This window comes from Endozoicomonas sp. ALD068 (genome assembly GCF_049310145.1).
Taxonomy (GTDB): Bacteria; Pseudomonadota; Gammaproteobacteria; order Pseudomonadales; family Endozoicomonadaceae; genus Endozoicomonas_A.
Genome location: NZ_JBLYNU010000004.1, coordinates 5,485,153 through 5,501,517 on the forward strand (window position 1 = coordinate 5,485,153; position 16,365 = coordinate 5,501,517).

9 protein-coding genes are annotated in these 16,365 nt (G+C 46.8%); all 9 read right to left on the minus strand.

Annotated elements, in window-relative coordinates; translation table 11 throughout:
• Positions 1-39: 39 nt before the first annotated feature.
• The gene (locus ACO6V5_RS20320; RefSeq protein WP_422409894.1) at positions 40-1,710 is read right to left on the minus strand and encodes an F-box/WD repeat-containing protein; all 1,671 of its coding nucleotides are present in this window, start codon (positions 1,708-1,710) and stop codon (positions 40-42) included.
• A 136-nt stretch (positions 1,711-1,846) separates the two neighbouring features.
• Positions 1,847-3,508 carry an F-box/WD repeat-containing protein gene (locus tag ACO6V5_RS20325; RefSeq protein WP_422409892.1) on the minus strand — a complete coding sequence of 554 codons (1,662 nt, stop codon included), beginning with the start codon at positions 3,506-3,508 and terminating at the stop codon, positions 1,847-1,849.
• A 119-nt stretch (positions 3,509-3,627) separates the two neighbouring features.
• The gene (locus ACO6V5_RS20330; RefSeq protein ID WP_422409890.1) at positions 3,628-5,307 is read right to left on the minus strand and encodes an F-box/WD repeat-containing protein; all 1,680 of its coding nucleotides are present in this window, start codon (positions 5,305-5,307) and stop codon (positions 3,628-3,630) included.
• Between the two features lie 122 nt (positions 5,308-5,429).
• A complete protein-coding gene (locus tag ACO6V5_RS20335) occupies positions 5,430-7,187 on the minus strand; it encodes an F-box/WD repeat-containing protein (protein WP_422409888.1) in 1,758 nt (585 codons plus the stop codon).
• 133 nt (positions 7,188-7,320) lie between these two features.
• A complete protein-coding gene (locus ACO6V5_RS20340; protein ID WP_422409886.1) occupies positions 7,321-8,997 on the minus strand; it encodes an F-box/WD repeat-containing protein in 1,677 nt (558 codons plus the stop codon).
• A gap of 133 nt (positions 8,998-9,130) precedes the next feature.
• Complete coding sequence (locus ACO6V5_RS20345) at positions 9,131-10,786, minus strand: F-box/WD repeat-containing protein (protein WP_422409884.1); 1,656 nt, start codon at positions 10,784-10,786, stop codon at positions 9,131-9,133.
• A 133-nt stretch (positions 10,787-10,919) separates the two neighbouring features.
• Positions 10,920-12,575, minus strand: a complete 1,656-nt coding sequence (locus ACO6V5_RS20350; RefSeq protein WP_422409882.1) for an F-box/WD repeat-containing protein — start codon at positions 12,573-12,575, stop codon at positions 10,920-10,922.
• 133 nt (positions 12,576-12,708) lie between these two features.
• The gene (locus tag ACO6V5_RS20355) at positions 12,709-14,364 is read right to left on the minus strand and encodes an F-box/WD repeat-containing protein (protein WP_422409880.1); all 1,656 of its coding nucleotides are present in this window, start codon (positions 14,362-14,364) and stop codon (positions 12,709-12,711) included.
• A 133-nt stretch (positions 14,365-14,497) separates the two neighbouring features.
• On the minus strand, positions 14,498-16,144 hold the full coding sequence (locus tag ACO6V5_RS20360) for an F-box/WD repeat-containing protein (RefSeq protein WP_422409877.1): 1,647 nt from the start codon (positions 16,142-16,144) through the stop codon (positions 14,498-14,500).
• Positions 16,145-16,365 lie beyond the last annotated feature (221 nt).

Here is a 16,365-nt window from a genome sequence, read left to right on the forward strand (position 1 = left end):
AATGGAAGTTCATAACATTAATGTCAGTGAAACAATCAATCACCAATCATTCTTCTGTAGTTCAGTGATTCTTGCTTTGTTATCTCTGGAAACGGTCATCACAGTTCGGGCATCGGCGCTGAAGCTGGCTGAGACAACCTCCCCGTTGTGAGGAATGATGGCTTTTTCCCGCCATGATCCTGTGGGTTCCAGACCATAAATTTTCGCTGTTTTGTCATCACTGACGGTCACTACCAGGCAGCTATCGGGACTGAAGCTGGCTAATTTGACCTCCTTATCGTGGTAAACAGTGGCTTTTACATCCCATGATCCATCAGCCTGCAGGCTATGAATTTTTGCCGTGTTATCCTCACTGGTGGTCACCATATGGATGCTATCAGGGCTGAAGCTGGCCGATGTGATCCGGGCGTTATGGGCAAAGGTGTATATTTCTTTCCATGAACCATCGGTTTGCAGGCCGTGGATTTTTACCGTCTTGCCACTGATGGTCACCACATGGCCGCCATCGGGGCTGAAGGTGGCGGATTTGACCCAATTATCATGGGGAATGATGGCCATTTTGTCCCATGATCCATTGGCCTGCAGGCCATAGATTTTTGCCTCGCAATCGACACCAGCGGTCACCACAAGACTGCCATCGGGGCTGAAGGTGGCCCTCACGGCTGCAGATGATTCGTTATGAGGAATGGTGGCTTTTACTTTCCATGAGCCATCGTCCTCCTGACCATAGATTGTCACAGTGTTATCTCCATCTGAGACCAACAAATGGCTGACATCGGCACTAAAGCAGGCCGATATGATCGGAGAATTATGCCAGATAGTGTATTTTGGTTCCCAGGATCCATCGGTCTCCCGGGTGCAGATTTTCACCGTCATATCCAAACTGGCGATCAATAAGTAGCGGTCATCAGGGCTGAAGTTGGCTGAGCTGAGCGGAAGTCCATGGGAAATGGTGGTTTTTACTTTCCACGATCCATCGTCCTCCAGAACACAGATGTTGTTCGTACGGCTGCTACTACCAGCGGTCACCATTTGATGACCATCGGCGCTGAAGGTGGCTGAGAAGACAGCACCTTCATTAGGAATGGCGAGTTTTGCTTCCCATGATCCATCGGACTTCTGGCCAGTTATTTTCACTGCATCAAGAAAGGCGGCAGTTACCACATGGCAGCTATCAGGGCTGAAGGAGGCTTTTCGGATAGCCTCGGTATGGATGATTTCGATTTTTTTCACCGGGTTGAATGTTTTACATTGAGACATCAGTTTACTGCTGGTGAAAAAAAGCTGATGAGGAAAAAAAGTACTTTCTTTTTGTTTTAAAAGTGACTCGATGGTGTCCTTATCTGCAAATGTCTTCAACCAATCACGGAGTTGTTGCTTGTCTTTTGTTCTGATGAGAGTCTTCAGTGGATTTTGGTATGCTGAAGGAAACCGGCGGTACCATGCTTTTTCCAGAGCTTTTCCTTCTTTAACAAGATCGCGAAGATATTTGCATGTCTTTGCTAAACGGGTAATCTCGCGAAAACCCAAATAGCGAACAATCATAGATTTTTGTTCGTCGGGCAAACAGAAGAATAAAGATTCATTTTGGTGATAGACACTAACGTCCCTGCCTGCACTGACAGTCGTCGACGTTCCTTCCATTGGAGGTTGCTCAGGTATTGACGAGAATGGACCGTCATTGCTGGAATTGTTTTTCAAAGGGTTCATATCGGGTTACTCCAAAGCTCCACAGCCAGAATTTATGCTCGCTTGAAGAAGGCATTCAAGCTTGATTAGATTCTGTTGTAGTTAGAGTCGATTTTGTAATGGAAGTTCATAACATTAAGGTCAGTGAAACAATCAATCACCAATCATTCTTCTGTAGTTCAGTGATTCTTGCTTTGTTATCTCTGGAAACGGTCATCACAGTTCGGGCATCGGCGCTGAAGCTGGCTGAGACAACCTCCCCGTTGTGAGGAATGATGGCTTTTTCCCGCCATGATCCAGCAACCTGCAGGCCGCTGATTTTCGCCGTGTTATCATCGCTGGTGGTTACTACATGAAGGCAATCGGCGCTGAAGTTGGCAGAGTTGACCGCCCCGTTGTGGTGAATGCAGGCTTTTTCTTCCCATGATGCATTGAGCTTGTGGCTATAGATTTTCGCCGTGCTATCAGCACTGGCGGTCACCAGATGGCGGCCATCAGCGCTGAAGTTGGCTGCCCAGACCGCACCATCATGATGAATACTGGTTATTTCTTGCCATGATCCATCGGCTTGCAGGTCACAGATTTTTGCCGTGCTATCTAAACTGGCGGTCACCAGATGGCAGCTATCGGTGCTGAAGTTGACACAGGTGATTGTGCTCTTGTGTTGAAGCGGGGCTTTTTTTACCCATGATCCAGCGGCCCCCCGGGCATAAATTTTTAGAGTGTAATCTACACCGAGGATCACCAGGTGTCGGCCATCGGGACTGAGCCTGGCCGAAGTGACATAACGTTCATGAACAGTGTCCTCCAGTTTCCATGAGTTATCGTCCCACTGACTATGGGTCTTCACTGTTCTATCCCCACTGACGGTCACCACATGGCGGCCATCGGCACTGAAGTTGGCCAAATGAATCAATTTATCATGGGAAATGGTGGCTTTTACTTTCCATGATCCATCGTCCTCCAGACCATAGATCTTTGCTGTTTTATTGTGACTGGCGGTTAAGAGATGGCGGCCATCGGCGCTGAAGGTGGCTGAAATGACCCAATTATTATGGGTAATGGTGGTTTTTAATTCCCATGATCCATCGTCCTCCTGAACATATACTTTCACTGTTTTATCGGCACTGGCGGTCATCAGGTGGCGGCCATCGGCGCTGAAGTTGGCTGAGATGAGCAAATCTTCATGGGTAATGGTGGTTTTTGATTGCCATGATCCATCGTCTTGCTGAGCATAAATTTTCGCTGTTTTATCGGCACTGGCAGTCACCAGATGGCGGTCATCGGGGCTGAAGGTGGCGGTCTGGACTTTTCCAGCGTGGGTAATTTCGGTTTTATCCACAAACTTAAATTTTTCACACTGAGACATCAGTTTACTGTTAGTGAAAATTAACTGAGCAGGAAAATAAATACTCTTTTGTTGTTTTAAAAGTGACTCGACAGTGGCCCTACCGGCAAACGGCTTCAACCAATTACGGAGTTGCTGCTCATCTTTTGTCCTGACAATGGTCTTTGGCTGATATTGGTAGGGTGAAGGAAACTGGCGATACCAGGCTCTTTCCAGAGCTTTATTGTTTTCAACAAGACCGCGAAGATATCTGCATACCTTTTTTAAACGGGTAATCTCGCGAAAACCCAGATAGCGAATAATCATACGCTGTGTTAACTCGGGTAAATTCAGGAATGAACTTTGACTTTTCTCGTAGACAGTCACTTCCTTACCTGCACTGAAACCTGTTGGTGCTTCCTCCAGCTGAGGTTGCCCAAGTGTTGGTGAGAGTGAATTGTCAATGCTGGCGTTGCTGTTTACTGGGTCCATGCCTGATTTCTCTTAAACTCCAAAGTCACAACTTATCCCTGCCTGGAAAGGACATTCGAAATTGATTCGATCTGTTTGACCCGGCTTTATAATGGAAGTTCAATAGGCTCATTCGATCATCAATCGTTCTTCCATAGTTCAGTGATTCTCACCTTGTCATCGTCACTAACGGTCACTACATGTCGGCTATCGGCGCTGAAGTTTGCTGAGGTGACTGCATAATCGTGTTGAATGATGGCTTTTTCCAGCCATGATCCACCCGGTTGCAGGCCACTGATTTTCGCTGTGTCGTCATCACTGGTGGTCACAACGTGGAGGCCATCGGTGCTGAATGTGGCTGAGTTGACAATATCGTCATGAACAATTGTGGCTATTTCTTGCCATGATCCATCGGCCTGCAGGTTACAGATTTTCGCCGTGTTATCATGACTGGCGGTGACCAGATGGCGGCTATCGGCGCTGAAGGTCGCTGAGATAACAGATCGGTCATGATCAATTGTGACTATTTTCTTCCATGATCCATCGTCTTGCAGGCTAAAGATTTTTACTTTGCCATCCCCGCCGGCGGTCGCCAGGTGGCAGCTGTCGGCACTGAATTTGGCAGAGGCGGTGGTACTGTACACAAGGGAGTTTTTTTCTACCCATGACCCAGCAGCCCCCTGAACATAGATTTTTTGAACTGTATCTTCACCGAAGATCACCAGATGGCGGCCATTGGGGCTGAGATTGGCCGATCTGATAAATCTTTGATGAATAGTGTCCTCTACTTCCCATGATCCATCGTCCCCCTGGCTAAGGATTTTCACCTCATCACTTCCGGTGATCACCGCATGACGGCTATCAGCACTGAAGGAGGCTGAAAGGACCGGGATAGTATGGGTAATGGTGGTTTTTATTTCCCATGATCCATCCTCCTCCAGACCATAGATTTTCGCTGTTTTATCGTTACTGGCGGTGACCAGAAGACGGCCATCGTCGCTGAAGGTGGCTGTATTGATCTTGCAAGTGTGGGTAATGGTGGCTGTTATTTTCGATGTTTCATCGTCTTCCAGACCATAGATTCTTGCTGTTCTATCGACATTGACGGTCACCAGATGGTGGCCATCGTGGCTGACGTTGGCAGAGAGGACACTAGGATCATGGGAAATGGCGACTTTTGGTTCCCATGATCCATCGTCTTTCTGAACATAGATTTTCACTGTTCTATCGCGACGGTTCATCTGGTAGAAGTGATCGTGACCGGTGGTCACCAGATGGCGGTCATCGGGGCTGAAGGTGGCCGACTTGACTCTGTCTCTATAGGGGATTTCGGCTTTATCCACTAACTTGAATTTTTTACATTGAGACATCAGTTTACTGTTGATGAAAAGTAACTGAGCAGGAAAATAAAGACTCTTTTGTTGTTTTATGAGTGACTCGACAGTGCCCCTGTCCGCAAACGGCTGCAACCAATTACGGAGTTGTTGCTCATCTTTTGCCCTGAGGATGGACTTTAGTTGAAATTGGTACGGCGAAGGAATCTGGCGATACCAGGCTCTTTCCTGAGCTTTATCGTTTTCAACCAGATCGCGAAGCTGTTTGCACACCTGTTTTAAACGGGTAATCTCGCGAAAGCCCAGATAGCGAATAATTATACGCTGTGTTATTTCCGGTAAATTCAGGAATGAACTTTGATTTTCCTCGTAGACAGTCACTTCCTTACCTGCACTGAAACCTGTTGGTGCTTCCTCCGGCTGAGGTTGCCCAGGTGTTGGTGAGAGTGAATTGTCAATGCTGGCATTGCTGTTTACTGGGTCCATGCCTGATTTCTCTTAAACTCCAAAGTCACAACTTATCCCTGCCTGGAAAGGACATTCGAAATTGATTCGATCTGTTTGACCCGGTTTTATAATAGAAGTTCAAAAGAGTGAGCTATAAGTACCTAACCAGTTGGTTTCGCATATTCTGGACGGCGGCTTTTTCCATCCTTCTGCGTTCCAACTCTGGTTGCGTAGCTATGGCTACGCGCGTTCTTCCATAGTTCAGTGATTCTCATTTTGCGATCGTTAGTGACGGTCACCACATGTCGGCTATCGGCGCTGAAGATGGCTGAGATGACTTCAATATTGTGTTGAATGATGGCCTTTACCCGCCATGATCCACCCCGTTGCAGGCCACTGATTTTTGCCGTTTTATCACAGCTGGTGGTCACAACATGGAGACCATCGTTGCTGAATGTGGCTGAGCGGACAGAGTCGTCATGAACAATTGTGGCTGTTTCTTTCCATGATCCATCGGCCTGCAGGTTACAGATTTTCGCCGTGTTATCATTGCTGGCGGTGATCAGATGGTGGCTATCGGCGCTGAATCTGGCTGAGCGGACAGAATCGTCATGAACCAATGTGGTTATTTCTTGCCATGATCCATCGTCCTGCAGGTTACAGATTTTCACTGTGCGATCAAAACTGGCGGTTGCCAGGTGACAGCTATCGGCACTGAAAATGCAAAAAGTGATGCTACATCCGTGTTTGAGGCTGAGTTTTTCTACCCATGATCCAGTAGCCCCCTGACCATAGATTTTTAGAACAAAATTTACATATAAGATCATCAGATGACGGCCATCGGGGCTGAGCTTGGCCGTAATGGTAGATATTGCATAACTTGGACGACCTGCATGAATAGTGTCCTCTATTTCCCATGATCCATCGTTAACCTGACTAAGGATCTTTATCTTATTATCCCAGCCGATGGCCACCAGATGACGGCCATCAGCACTGAAGGTGGCTGAAAGGACCCAGTGAGTATGGGGAATGGTGGCTTTTATTGTCCATGATCCATCCTCCTCCAGACCATAGATTTTCGCTGTTTTGTCCTTACTGGCGGTGACCAGATGACGGCCATCGGCACTGAAGGTGGCTGTATTGATCTGGTGAGTATTGGTAAAGGTGGCTTTTACATTCGATGTTCCATCGTCCTCCAGACCATAGATTGTTAAAGTTTTATCGACATTGACGGTCACCAGATGGCGGCCATCGGGGCTGACCCTGGCCAAGAGGAAGCTGTGATCATGGGAAATGGCGACTTTGGGTTGCCATGATCCATCGTCTTTTTGAACGTAGATTTTCACTGTTTTATCGAAACTGGCAGTCACCAGATGGCGGCCATCGGGGCTGAAGGTGGGCATCATGACTTGGGATCTATGGGAGATTTCGGCTTTTACCACTAACTTGAATCTCTCACATTGAGACATCAGTTTACTGTTGATGAAAACTAACTGAGCAGGAAAATAAAGACTCTTTTGTTGTTTTATGAGTGACTCGACAGTGCCTCTGTCCGCAAACGTTTGCAACCAATTACGGAGTTGTTGTTCATCCTTTGCCCTGATGAGAGTCTTCAGTAGATTTTGGTATGCTGAAGGAATCTGGCGATACCAGGCTCTTTCCTGAGCTTTATCATCTTCAACAAGATCGCGAAGCTGTTTGCACACCTGTTTTAAACGAGTAATCTCGCGAAAGCCCAGATAGCGAATAATTATACGCTGCGTTATTTCCGGTAGATTCAGGAATGAACTTTGACTTTCCTCGCAGACAGTCACTTCCTTACCTGCACTGAAACCTGTTGGTGCTTGCCCCAGCTGAAGTTGCCCAGGTGTTGGTGAGAGTGCATTGTCAATGCTGGCGTTACTGTTTACTGGGTCCATGCCTGATTTCTCTAAAGCTCCAAAGTCAGTACTTATCCCTGCCTGGAAAGGACATTCGAAATTGATTTGATCTGTTAGACCCGGTTTTGTAATGGAAGTTCAAAAGAGTGTGGTCAGTGGAATGATTCGGTCATCAATCGTTCTTCCACAGTTCAGTGATTCTCACCTTGTAATCGCCACTGACGGTCACCACATGTCGGCTATCGGCGCTGAATATGGCTGAGGTGACTGTATTATTATGTTGAATGATGGCTTTTACCCGCCATGATCCACCCCGTTGCAGGCCACTGATTTTTGCCGTTTTATCACAGCTGGTGGTCACAACATGGAGACCATCGTTGCTGAATGTGGCTGAGCGGACAGAGTCGTCATGAACAATTGTGGCTGTTTCTTTCCATGATCCATCGGCCTGCAGGTTACAGATTTTCGCCGTATTATCATTGCTGGCGGTGATCAGACGGTGGCTATCGGCGCTGAATCTGGCTGAGCGGACAGAATCGTCATGAACCAATGTGGTTATTTCTTGCCATGATCCATCGTCCTGCAGGTTACAGATTTTCACTGTGCGATCAAAACTGGCGGTTGCCAGGTGACAGCTATCGGCACTGAAAATGCAACAAGTGATGCTACATCCGTGTTTGAGGCTGAGTTTTTCTACCCATGATCCAGCAGCCCCCTGACCATAGATTTTTAGAACAAATTGTTCATATAAGATCATCAGATGACGGCCATCGGGGCTGAGCTTGGCCGTAATGATAGATATTGCATGACTTGGACGACCTGCATGAATAGTGTCCTCTAGTTCCCATGATCCATCGTTAACCTGACTAAGGATTTTTATCTTATTATCCCAGCCGATGGCCACCAGATGACGGCCATCAGCACTGAAGGTGGCTGAAAGGACATAGTGAGTATGGGGAAAGGTGGCTTTTATTGCCCATGATCCATCCTCCTCCAGACCGTAGATTTTCGCTGTTTTGTCCTTACTGGCGGTGACCAGATGACGGCCATCGGCACTGAAGGTGGCTGTATTGATCTGGCGAGTATTGGTAAAGGTGGCTTTTACATTCGATGTTCCATCGTCCTCCAGACCATAGATTGTTAAAGTTTTATCGACATTGACGGTCACCAGATGGCGGCCATCGGGGCTGACCCTGGCCAAGAGGAAGCTGTGATCATGGGAAATGGCGACTTTGGGTTGCCATGATCCATCGTCTTTTTGAACGTAGATTTTCACTGTTTTATCGAAACTGGCAGTCACCAGATGGCGGCCATCGGGGCTGAAGGTGGACATCATGACCTGGGATCTATGGGAGATTTCGGCTTTTTCCACTAACTTGAATCTCTCACATTGAGACATCAGTTTACTGTTGATGAAAACTAACTGAGCAGGAAAATAAAGACTCTTTTGTTGTTTTATGAGTGACTCGATAGTGCCCCTGTCCGCAAACGTTTGCAACCAATTACGGAGTTGTCGTTCATCCTTTGCCCTGAGGATCGCCTTTAGTTGAAATTGCCAGGGTGAAGGAATCTGGCGATACCAGGCTCTTTCCTGAGTTTTATCGTTTTCAACAAGATCGCGAAGCTGTTTGCACACCTGTTTTAAACGGGTAATCTCGCGAAAGCCCAGATAGCGAATAATTATACGCTGTGTTAATTCGGGCATATTCAGGAATGAACTTTGACTTTTCTCGTAGACAGTCACTTCCTTACCGGCACTGAAACCTGTTGCTGCTTCCTCCGGCTGAGGTTGCCCAAGTGTTGGCAAGAGTGAATTGTCAACGCTGGCATTGCTGTCTATTGGGTCCATGCCTGATTTCTCCTAAGCTTCAAAGTCAGTACTTATCCCTGCCTGGAAAGGACATTCGAAATTGATTTGATCTGTTAGACCCGGTTTTGTAATGGAAGTTCAAAAGAGTGTGGTCAGTGGAATGATTCGGTCATCAATCGTTCTTCCACAGTTCAGTGATTCTCACCTTGTAATCGCCACTGACGGTCACCACATGTCGGCTATCGGCGCTGAATATGGCTGAGGTGACTGGATTATCATGTTGAATGATGGCTTTTACCCGCCATGATCCACCCGCTTGCAGGCCACTGATTTTCGCCGTGTTATCAGCACTGGCGGTCACCACATGGAGGCTATCGGGGCTGAAGTTGGCTGAGTGGACAGAATCGTCATGAACAATTGTGGTCATTTCTTTCCATGATCCATCAGCCTGCAGGTTACAGATTTTCGCCGTGTTATCATCGCTGGCGGTGACCAGATGACGGCCATCGGCGCTGAAGGTGGCTAAACAAACGAGATCGTCATGAACCATTGTGGCTATTTCTTGCCATGATCCATCGTCCTGCAGGTTACAGATTTTCACTTTTCCGTCCCGGCCGACGGTTGCCAGGTGGCGGCTATCGGCACTGAATTTGACTGAGGCAAAGCCCTCGTATTGAAGGGTGTTTTTTTCTACCCATGATCCGTTAGCCCCCTGACCATAGATTTTTAGAACAAAATGTTTAACGAAGATTACCAGATGAAGGCCATCGGGGCTGAGCTTGGCCAAAATGATAGAACTTTCACGAATAGTGTCCTCTACTTCCCATGATCCATCTTCCCCCTGACTAAGGATTTTCGCTTTATGATCCATACTAACGGTCACCAGATGGCGGCCATCAGCAGTGAAGTTGGCTGGAAGGACCCAGCAAGTATGGGTAACGGTGGTTTTTATTTCCCATGATCCATCCTCCTCCAGACCATAGATTTTCGCTGTTCTATCGTTACTGTTGGTTACCAGATGACGGCCGTCGGCGCTGAAGGCGGCTGAATTGACTCGGCGAGCATGGGTAATGGTGGCTTTTATTTTCGATGATCCATCGTCCTCCAGACCATAGATTCTTGCTGTTCTATCGACATTGGCGGTCACCAGATGGCGGCCATCGCGGCTGACGTTGGCGAAGAGGACACTGTGATCATGGGAAATGGCGACTTTTGGTTGCCATGATCCATCGTCCTCCTGAACATAGATTTTCACTGTTTTATCGAAACTGGCAGTTATCAGATGGCGGTCATCGGGGCTGAAGGTGGCCGTTTTGACTCTGTCTCTATGGGGGATTTCGGCTTTATCCACTAACTTGAATTTTTTACATTGAGACATCAGTTTACTGTTGATGAAAAGTAACTGAGCAGGAAAGTAAATACTTTTTTGTTGTTTTATGAGTGACTCGACAGTGCCCCTGTCCGCAAACGGTTCCAACCAATTACGGAGTTGCTGCTCGTCTTTTGCCCTGAGGATGGCCTTTAGTTGAAATTGGTAGGGTGAAGGAATCTGGCGATACCAGGCTCTTTCCTGAGCTTTATCGTTTTCAACAAGATCGCGAAGATATTTGCATACCTTTTTTAAACGGGTAATCTCGCGAAAGCCCAGATAGCGGATAATTATACGCTGTGTTAATTCGGGTAAATTCAGGAATGAACTTTGACTTTTCTCGTAGACAGCCACTTCTTTACCTGCACTGAAACCTGAGGCTGCTTCCTCTAGCTGAGGTTGCTCAGGTTTTGGCGAGAGTGAATTGTCAGTGCTGGCATTGCTGTTTATTGGGTCCATGCCTGAGTTCTCTTAAGCTCCAGAGTCACTACTTATCCCTGCCTGGAAAGGACATTCGAAATTAATTTGATCTGTTTGACCCGGTTTTATAATGGAAGTTCAAAAGAGTGGGGTCAGTGGAATGATTCGGTGATCAATCGTTCTTCCATAGTTCGGTGATTCTCACCTTGTGATCGTCACTGACGGTCACCACATGTCGGCTATCGGCGCTGAAGATGGCTGAGGTGACTGCACAATCATGTTGAACAATGACTTTTTCCAGCCAGAATCCACCGGCCTGCAGGCCAATGATTTTGGCCGTGTTATCTTCACTGGCAGTCACCACATGGAGACTATCGGGGCTGAATGTGGCTGAGTGGACAGAATCATCGTGAACAATTGTGGTCATTTCTTTCCATGATCCATCAGCCTGCAGGTTACAGATTTTCGCCGTGTTATCATCGCTTGCGGTGACCAGATGGCGGCCATCGGCGCTGAAAGTGGCTAAATAGACGGGATCGTCATGAACCATTGTGGCTATTTCTTGCCATGATCCATCGTCCTGCAGGTTACAGATTTTCACTTTGCCGTCCCAACCGGCGGTTGCCAGGTGGCGGCTATCGGCACTGAATTTGATAGAGGCAAAGCTCTCGTATCGAAGGGTGCTTTTTTCTACCCATGGTCCAGCAGCCCCCTGACCATAGATTTTTAGAACAAAATCTTTAACGAAGATCACCAGATGACGGCCATCGGGGCTGAGCCTGGCCAAAATGATAGAACTTTCACGAATAGTGTCCTCTACTTTCCATGATCCATCGTCCCCCTGACTAAGGATTTTCACCTTATGATCCCTACTGACGGTCACCAGATGGCGGCAATCAGCAGTGAAGTTGGCTGGAAGGACCCAGCAAGTATGGGTAATGGTGGTTTTTATTTCCCATGATCCATCCTCCTCCAGACCATAGATTTTCGCTGTTCTATCGTTACTGGTGGTGACCAGGTGTCGGCCATCGAGGCTGAAGATGGCTGAATTGACTCGGCGAGCATGGGTAATGGTGGCTTTTATTTTCGATGATCCATCGTCCTCCAGACCATAGATTCTTGCTGTTCTATCGACATTGGCGGTCACCAGATGACGGCCATCGCGGCTGACGTTGGCGAAGAGGACACTATGATCATGGGAAATGGCGACTTTCGGTTGCCATGATCCATCGTCCTTCTGAACATAGATTTTCACTGTTTTATCAAAACTGGCAGTTATCAGATGGCGACCATCGAGGCTGAAGGTGGCCGTTTTGACTCTGTCTCTGTGGAGGATTTCGGCTTTATCCACTAACTTGAATTTTTTACATTGAGACATCAGTTTACTGTTGATGAAAAGTAACTGAGCAGGAAAGTAAATACTTTTTTGTTGTTTCAGGAGTGACTCGACAGTGTCCCTGTCCACAAACGGCTTCAACCAATTACGGAGTTGTTGCTCATCTTTTGTCCTTACGATGGTCTTTGGCTGATATTGGTAGGGTGAAGGAAACTGGCGATACCAGGCTCTTTCCTGAGCTTTATCATTTTCAACAAGATCGCGAAGATATTTGCATACCTTTTTTAAATGGGTAATCTCGCGAAAGCCCAGATAGCGAATAATTATACGCTGTGTTAATTCGGGTAAATTCAGGAATGAACTTTGACTTTTCTCGTAGACAGTCACTTCCTTACCTGCACTGAAACCTGATGCTGCTTCCTCTAGCTGAGGTTGCTCAGGTTTTGGCGAGAGTGAATTGTCAATGCTGGCATTGCTGTTTATTGGGTCCATGCCTGATTTCTCTTAAGCTCCAGAGTCGCTATTTATCTCTGCCTGGAAAGGGCATTTAAAATTGATTCGATCTGTTTGACCCGGCTTTATAATGGAAGTTCAAAAGAGTGAGGTCAGTGGAATGATTCGATCATCAATCCTTCTTCCGCAGTTCAGTGATTCTCGCGATGCAATCTTCAGTGACGGTCACCACATGTCGGCTATCGGCGCTGAAGATGGCTGAGGTGACTGCACAATCATGTTGAACAATGACTTTTTCCAGCCAGAATCCACCGGCCTGCAGGCCAATGATTTTGGCCGTGTTATCTTCACTGGCGGTGACCACATGGAGGTCATCGGCGCTGAAGTTGGCTGAGTTGACCGCCCCCCTGTGGGTAATACAGGCTCGTTCTTTCCATGATCCATCGTCCTGCAGGCTGTAGATTTTGGCCGTGTTATCTTTACTGGCGGTCACAACATGGCGGCAATCGGCGCTGAAGTTGGCTGAGAAGACCCGATCGTCATGACAAATCCTGGTTATTTCTTTCCATGATCCATCGTCCTGCAGGTGACAGATTTTTACCGTGCGATCTAAACCGACGGTTACCAGATGGCAGCTGTCGGTGCTGAAGTCGGCAAAGTTGACTAGTCTCTTGTGCCGGAGAGTGCCTTTTTTTACCCATGATCCAGCGGACCCCTTACCATAGATTTTCACAACTTCATCTACATCGGAGATCACCAGATGATGGCCATCGGAGCTGAGCTTGGCCGAAGTGATTTTTCCGTCATAAACACTGTCTTTTACTACCCATGAGCCATCATCCATCTGACTGGAGATTTTCACACTAGCCCCATCGAAGGTCACCAGATTGTATCCATCAGCGCTGAAGGTGGCTGAAAAGATCATCCAATCATGGGAAATGGTGTTTTTTATTTCCCATTGTCCGTCTCCGTTCAGACCATAGATTTTTGCTGTGTCACAATCACTCATAGTTATCAGATGTTGGCCATCGGGACTGAAGTTGATTGCATTGCCAAAGCCAAAATGGGGAATGATGGTTTTTTCTTCCCATGATCCATCGTCGGCCAGGCAAGAGATTACCGCTATGTTGTTGTAACTCATGGTTACCAGATGGCGGCCATCGGGACTGAATTTGGCTGCAAGGACCTTGTCCCTATGGAAAATGGTGGCTACTGGTTCCCATGATCCATTGTCTTGCTGAGCATAAATTTTCGCTGTTCTATCGTTACTGGCGGTTGCCAGATGGCGATCATCGGGGCTGAAATTGAGCATTCTGACTTCTCCATAATGGATAATTTCGAGTTTTTCCACTAACTCGAATTTTTCGCATTGAGACATCAGCTTACTGTTGATAAAAAGTAACTGAGCAGGAAAGTAAATACTTTTTTGTTGTTTTAAGAGTGACTCGACAGTGTCCCTATCCGCAAACGGCTTCAACCAATTACAGAGTTGTTGCTCATCTTTTGTCTTGATAATGGTCTTTGGCTGATATTGGTAGGGTGAAGGAAACTGGCGATACCAGGCTCTTTCCTGAGATTTATCATTTTCAACAAGATCGCGAAGATATTTGCATACCTTTTTTAAACGGGTAATCTCGCGAAAGCCCAGATAGCGAATAATTATACGCTGTGTTAATTCGGGCAAATTCAGGAATGAACTTTGACTTTTCTCGTAGACAGTCACTTCCTTACCGGCACTGAAACCTCTGGGTACTTCCTCCTGCTGAGGTTGCCCAGGTGTTGGCGAGAGTGAATTGTCAATGCTGGCATTGCTGTTTATTGGGTCCATGCCTGATTTCTCTTAAGCTCCAGAGTCGCTATTTATCTCTGCCTGGAAAGGGCATTTAAAATTGATTCGATCTGTTTGACCCGGTTTTATAATGGAAGTTCAAAAGAGTGAGGTCAGTGGAATGATTCGATCATCAATCCTTCTTTCGCAGTTCAGTGATTCTCACCTTGTTATCTTTAGTGACGGTCACCAGATTTCGGCTATCGGTGCTGAAACTGGCTGAGGTGACTTTATTGTTGTGTTGAATGGTGGCTTTTTCCCGCCATGATCCATCGAGTTGCAGGCCACTGATTTTCACCATGTTGTCATCACTGGCAGTCACCACATGGAGGCAATCGGCACTGAAGTTAGCTGAGTTGACCGCCCCCTTGTGGGAAATGCAGGCTTGCTCTTTCCATGACCCATCGTCCTGCAGGCTATAGATTTTCGCCGTGTTATCTTTACTGGCGGTCACCACATGGCGGCAATCGGCGCTGAAGTTGGCTGCGAAGACCTCACTATCATGATGAATCCTGGTTATTTCTTGCCATGATCCATCGTCCTGCAGGTGACAGATTTTCGCCGTGCGATCACTACTGGCGGTTACCAGATGGCAGCTGTCGGCGCTGAAGCTGGTAGAGTTGATCAGGCTCCTGTGACTAAAAGTGGCTTTTTTTACCCATGATCCAGCGGCCCCCTGACCATAGATTTTTACACCTGCAGCTAAACCGGAGATCACCAGATGACGGCCATCGGAGCTGAGCCTGGCCGAAGCGATATATCTTTCATGAATAGCGCCCTCTACTGCCCATGAGCCATCGTCCAACTGACTACTGACTTTCACGCTATCCACACTGACGGTCACCAGATTGCACCCATCAGCGCTGAAGGTGGCTGAAGTGATCATTCCTTTATGGGAAATAGTGTTTTTTACTCCCCATTGTTCATCTTCGTCCAGGCCATAGATTGTCGCTGTGTTATCGTCACTGGCGGTTACCAGATGTTGGCCATCGGGACTGAAGTTGACTGAATAGCTCCAGCCATAATGGCCAACGGTGGTTTTTTGTTGCCAGGATCCATCGTCTCCCAGACGATAGATTTTCGCTGTTTTATCGTAACTGACGGTTACCATATGGCGGTCATCGGGGCTGAATTTGGTTGAGGCGACAACACCCTTATGGGAAATGACGGCTTTTGGTTCCCATGATCCATCGGTTTTCTGGTGGTAGATTTTCGCTGTTTTATCGTCACTGGCGGTTGCCAGATGGCGTTCATCGTGGCTGAAGTTGACTGTCTGGACTTTTTTATCATGGATAATTTCGATTTTTTCCACTAATTTGAACGTTTTACATTGAGACATCAGTTTACTGTTGATGAAAAATAACTGAGCAGGAAAATAAATATTCTTTTGTTGTTCCATGAGTGACTCGACCGTGCTCATATCCGCAAACGCCTGCACCCAATTACGAAGTTGTTGCTCATCTTTTGTCCTGACGATGGTCTTTAGTTGAGATTGAAAGGGTGAAGGAAACTGGCGAATCCATGCTCTTTCCAGCGTTCTATTATTTTCAACAAGATCGTGAAAATATTTGCATACTCTTTTTAAACGGGTAATCTCGCGAAGACCCAAATAGCGAAAAATCAGGGACTTTTCTAAATCGGGCAGATCAAAGAATGGAGATTTACTTTTCTCATAGACAATCACTTCCCTGCCGATACTGAAACCTGCAGGTGCTTCCTCCCGCTGTGGTTGCTCAGGTGTTGAACTGTCATTGCCGGAATTGATGTTTAAAGGGTTCATATCGGGCTCCTCCAAAGCGCCTGAGTCAGTTTTAATCCTTGCTCAGAAAGGGTAATCAAAATTTGTTCAATTCTGATGGAGTTGGAGTCGGTTTTATAATGGAGGTTCATAACATTAAGGCCAGCGAAACTGACAAAAAAAACAGAGTCCTGATTCGTGAAAATGATAGAAAGGTATTTTTTTATTAAGATCGTGAAAATATTTGCATACCCTTAGGCTTT